Genomic DNA, 4,230 nt, shown 5'->3' with positions numbered 1-4,230 from the left:
CCCCTGGGCGCCGCGGCCCTGGCCGCCGCGCTGGCCGTGCCCGCATTCGCCCAGGTGGAGGAAGAGATCGTGTCCGGGCCCAAGTCCCGCGACCAGGTGATCGCGGAGCTGGAGCAGGCCCGCGCGGACGGCACCCTGGCCCAGTTGCAGGGGGAGCACAGCTATGCGCCGGACTTCGATGAAGCCCGCGGCATGGACGTGCAGTATTCGAATCACCAAGCCGATGCCGAAGTGACGGTGGGCATGTCGTCGGACACCAGCAGCGAAGTGCGCTTCTCCGCACCTGCTGCGGGCGGCAAGACACGTGCCCAGGTCATGGATGAGCTGGAACAGGCTCGCGCCGACGGGACGCTGGAGCGTCTGTGGAGCGAGCAAGGGTATGCGCCGGAGTTCGAGGCGGCGCGTTCGTCCACTCGCTGATCGCTCCCTCAGATCCCGCACCGGCCGTGACGATCCGCTCGTCGGGTCCGACCGGAACCGTGCTGGCCTGATGGACCGCAGGATGGACTTCGGATGACCCGACCCGTACCGAACGGTCATCCCACTTCGAGCAACGGGGTTCCCGCATGGGAACCCCGCTTTCGTTTTCGCACCGGAAATTCTGAGGCGCTCAGAACCGCCTGACGTCGAGGATGGCTTGCGCGAACGCCTTCGGCGCTTCCTGCGGCAGGTTGTGGCCGATGCCACCGCGCAGGTCGCGGTGCTCGTAACGCCCGCTGAACTTGGGTCGATAGGCCGCGGGCGACGGATGAGGCGCGCCGTTGGCATCGCCCTCCAGCGTGATCGTCGGAATGCCGATCACCGGTGCCGCGCCGATGCGGGCCTCGATCGCATCGAAGCGCGGCTCGCCCTCGGCCAGCCCCAGGCGCCAGCGGTAGTTGTGCACGACGATGTCGACATGGTCCGGGTTGAAGAACGCGGCCGCGCTGCGCGCGAAGGTCGCGTCGTCGAAGCGCCATTGCGGTGAGGCCAGTTGCCAGATCAGCCGCGCGAAGGCCTCGCGGTGTTGCTGGTAGCCCAGGCGGCCGCGCTCGGTCGCGAAGTAGTACTGGTACCACCATTGCAGCTCGGCGGCCGGCGGCAGCGGCTGCTGGTTGACCTGTCGGCTGACCAGCAGGTAGCCGCTGACGGACACCAGCGCCTCGCAGCGCTCCGGCCATAACGCGGCCAGGATGCCCGCCGTGCGCGCGCCCCAGTCGCAGCCGGCGACCAGCGCCTTCGGAATGCGCAGCGCGTCCAGCAAGGCGATGGCGTCGCTGGCCAGCGCGCCTTGCTGGCCGTTGCGAGGCGTGCCGGCCGACAGGAAGCGCGTCGTGCCGTAACCCCGCGCGTAGGGAACGATCACGCGATGTCCCGCCGCAGCCAGCAGGGGCGCGACCCCCTCGTAGGTATGGACGTCATACGGCCAGCCATGCAGCAGCAGGACCGGCGGGCCATCGGCGGGGCCCGCTTCGACGTAACCCACGCGCAGGTCGCCGGCGTCGATCTCCTTCAGGACGCCGAAGGCCGGCGAGATGGCGATCGGGGATCCGCTGGCGCCGGACGCGTCACCCGCGGGCGCGGCGGTGGCGGCCCGGCTCAGGCCGGTCGGGAGGGCAAGGGCGGTGGCCGCGGAAGCGGCGCCGATCAGGAAGCGGCGGCGGGGCAGCGAGGCCTCGGTCATGTCGGTCTCCAGGGTGTGGTCGCGAAGGCCCCAGTGGACCGGGCGGATGTATCGCCGGCTTGTCGACTTGCCGACCGGGGTGCATGCCGGTGTCGCCCGGGCGCCAGCAGATACAGCGGCATACAAACGCGTCGTCCGCTGCGATTCCTGACATCGATCAATCCCGCCGCTGGCATACGAGGCCCCGCGTTCCTAGCCTGCGCGGACCGGGCGCGCGGGGCGTCCGCGACCGGGGCAGGGCCCCAAGGAGGAGTCGATGAAGGACGTGTCGCTGGACGAGATCGTCTACTTTCCCTCGCTGCGGACGCAGCCGGCGGAACTGCTGGGCCTGCGCGAGCTCGATCGGGCGCGCAAGCGCCGCATGCTGCCCCTGCTCACGCTGACGCCGACGCCGCGGATGCCCGCCCTGGTGGATTTCCGCCATGCCGCCCGGCAGGCGGAAGAGGTGATGCGCTCGCTGCCCTACCTGGTGGACCTCGGCCGTGCGCCGTCCGAGCATGCCGCGGCCTGGCGGCAGCTGGTCGATCCGGCGCAGGGGTTCCGGCTCTGGCGCGAGTTCGTCCAGGACCATCCGGGCGCGATGCCCGTGGTGCAGGCGCCCGACGGTGCCAACCCGCGCGCCGTCGCGCAGCAGGCGGTGGTCATCGAGCGCGAGTTCGGCCTGGTCGTCTTCCGCCTGCGCGGCGCGGTGCCCTTGACGACCGGCGTCGAGCTGGCGCTGGACCAGCTCGACGCGCCCCGGACGGGCGCTGGTCGTCCTGGACTTCGGGACCGAGCGGGACTGGCTGCTGGGCTGCGCGGGCAATGCGCGCGACCTGGTGCTGCGCTGGCGGGCCAGATGGCCCGGCCTGCGCGTCGTGGTGATGGGCAACAGCTTTCCGTCCGCGGCGCAGGCGCTGGGCCGCGCGCCGACCGGCGAGTTCCCGCGTTCGGGGCGCCTGGCCCTGCTCGAGCGGGAGTTGCACCGACGGGTGGGCGCCTCGGCCCGGGTCGCTTATGGCGACCATGGGGCGGTCCACGTGCCGAGTGAGCCTGGCGCCGAGTGGCCGCCGGGCCTGGTGCGGATCGATTACACGCGGCAGGGCGAATGGCGCTTCGAGCGACGACTGCGATCGACCGTCGACGAGGCCAGCCAGGAGGCGGCGTCGGCGATCGTCTCGGGCGCGCCGGGCTTCGGGGAACGCGGCCTCTGGGGTGAGCACGCGATCCAGGAGGCCGCGAACGGCCGGGCCTTCGCGCGCGGCCGGGAGGAGTGGACCGCCGTGCGTGTCAACCTGCATCTGGCGACGCAGGTCGACGAGATGATCGAGGAAGCGGCCGCCTATACTCGCGCCCCATGCGCCGCTGGTTCGCCGTCTTCCTGCTGATCCTGGTGCCGCTCCAGCTGAGCTGGGCGGTGGCGGCGACCTATTGCGGGCATGAGGACGATCCCGCCGCCCGCCATGTCGGGCATCACGAGCATCGTCATGAGGGCGAGCATCGGTCTGGCTCCTCGCCGGAGGCCCCATCCGCCGACGCCGCCAAGGCCACCCATCTGCCGACGCCCTGCGTCGACGACGACTGCGGCTTCTGCCATCTGGGGCACACCCAGCCGGTGGCGAGCACGCCGCTGGAGCTGCCGACCGTGAACGGGCCGATCGCTCGCGCCGCCGCGCCCGAGTCCTGGTCCTCGCGCGGCCCCGACCGCCGCGAACGCCCCAATTGGCGCACCGCCTGACCGGCGGGCGCCTCGTCCTTCCCTGATCCTCGACCGCCTCGGCCTGGCCGAGGCCTCAGGCGCTCGCCGATTCCCCGTTGATCCCTTTCCTGCCCGCCGCTCCACACGGCGGCGGGCGCAACGCCGGAGTCTCCGATGCGCAAGTTCCTGGTGCCGCTGTGCAGCGCGGCACTGCTGTCCCTTCTTCCCCTGGCGAGCCGGGCCTCGTCCGGTTCGGCCAACGCCGGGCCCTCGTCCGATGCGGGGTCTTCGCCCGTCGCCGGGCGCTCATTCGATGCGGGATCCTCGTCCGGCGCCGGACGCTCGTCCGATGCCGGAGTTCCGCCCCCAGTCGCCTCGCCGCGGCCCGACACGCCGCAGCCGCTCTCGCTGGAGGCCGCCATCGAGCGCGCCCTGGGGGCGCACCCGCGGCTGCGCGCGGCCGCCTTCGACGTCGAGGCCGCCGACGGCGCGGTGCGGCAGGCGGCCTTGCCGCCCAATCCCACGCTGAGCCTCGAGCAGGAGGACACCCGGCGCGAAACCCGCACCGTCACCGTCCTGCTGAGCCAGCCGCTGGAGATCGGCGGCCAGCGCGCCGCCCGGACCGAATGGGCCCGGCGCGGTCGCGACCTGGCGCAGGCGGAACTCGACGCCGTGCGCGCCGAGCTGCGCGCCGAGGTGGTCCAGGCCTTCTTCGCTGCCTTGCTGGCCCAGGAGCGCCTGCAGAGTGCCGAGGAGTCGCTGCGCATCGCCGGCGACGGCGCCGGTGCGACCGCGCGCCGCGTGGCGGCCGGCAAGCTGTCGCCGATCGACGAGACCCGCGCCCGGGTCGCGGTGTCGACGGCGCGGATCGAATGGCGCCAGGCGCAGG

At 72.6% G+C, this 4,230-nt stretch carries 5 protein-coding genes and 1 pseudogene; 5 read left to right on the top strand and 1 reads right to left on the bottom strand.

What is annotated here, in order from left to right:
* A partial coding sequence (locus FUT87_RS18060; protein WP_147241920.1) for a DUF4148 domain-containing protein occupies positions 1-420 on the top strand: 420 nt, incomplete at its 5' end.
* A 190-nt stretch (positions 421-610) separates the two neighbouring features.
* Here the strand turns inward: FUT87_RS18060 and FUT87_RS18055 are convergent.
* A complete protein-coding gene (locus tag FUT87_RS18055) occupies positions 611-1,663 on the bottom strand; it encodes an alpha/beta fold hydrolase (RefSeq protein ID WP_147241919.1) in 1,053 nt (350 codons plus the stop codon).
* A 256-nt stretch (positions 1,664-1,919) separates the two neighbouring features.
* Here FUT87_RS18055 and FUT87_RS30880 point away from each other — a divergent pair.
* The 4 genes and pseudogenes from FUT87_RS30880 to FUT87_RS18035 form a co-directional block, all read left to right on the top strand.
* A pseudogene (locus FUT87_RS30880) lies at positions 1,920-2,339 on the top strand (beta family protein); the annotation flags it as partial.
* A gap of 73 nt (positions 2,340-2,412) precedes the next feature.
* Entirely contained in the window at positions 2,413-3,030 is a 618-nt protein-coding gene (locus FUT87_RS30875; protein WP_147241917.1) for a beta family protein, read from the top strand.
* Entirely contained in the window at positions 3,000-3,380 is a 381-nt protein-coding gene (locus FUT87_RS18040) for a DUF2946 family protein (protein ID WP_147241916.1), read from the top strand. The genes FUT87_RS30875 and FUT87_RS18040 overlap by 31 nt, the downstream gene beginning before the upstream one ends.
* Positions 3,381-3,515: 135 nt before the next feature.
* Positions 3,516-4,230, top strand: a 715-nt coding sequence (locus tag FUT87_RS18035) for a TolC family protein (RefSeq protein WP_147241915.1), incomplete at its 3' end; no start/stop codon positions are given.

It is taken from the genome of Mitsuaria sp. TWR114, from assembly GCF_007997345.1.
This window is presented reverse-complemented; position numbering and strand designations above follow the sequence as displayed.

Coding starts and splice junctions, on each gene's coding strand:
- FUT87_RS18055 (WP_147241919.1), bottom strand. CDS start 1,663: ATGACCGAGGCCTCGCTGCCCCGCCGCCGCTTCCTGATCGGCGCCGCT.
- FUT87_RS18040 (WP_147241916.1), top strand. CDS start 3,000: ATGCGCCGCTGGTTCGCCGTCTTCCTGCTGATCCTGGTGCCGCTCCAG.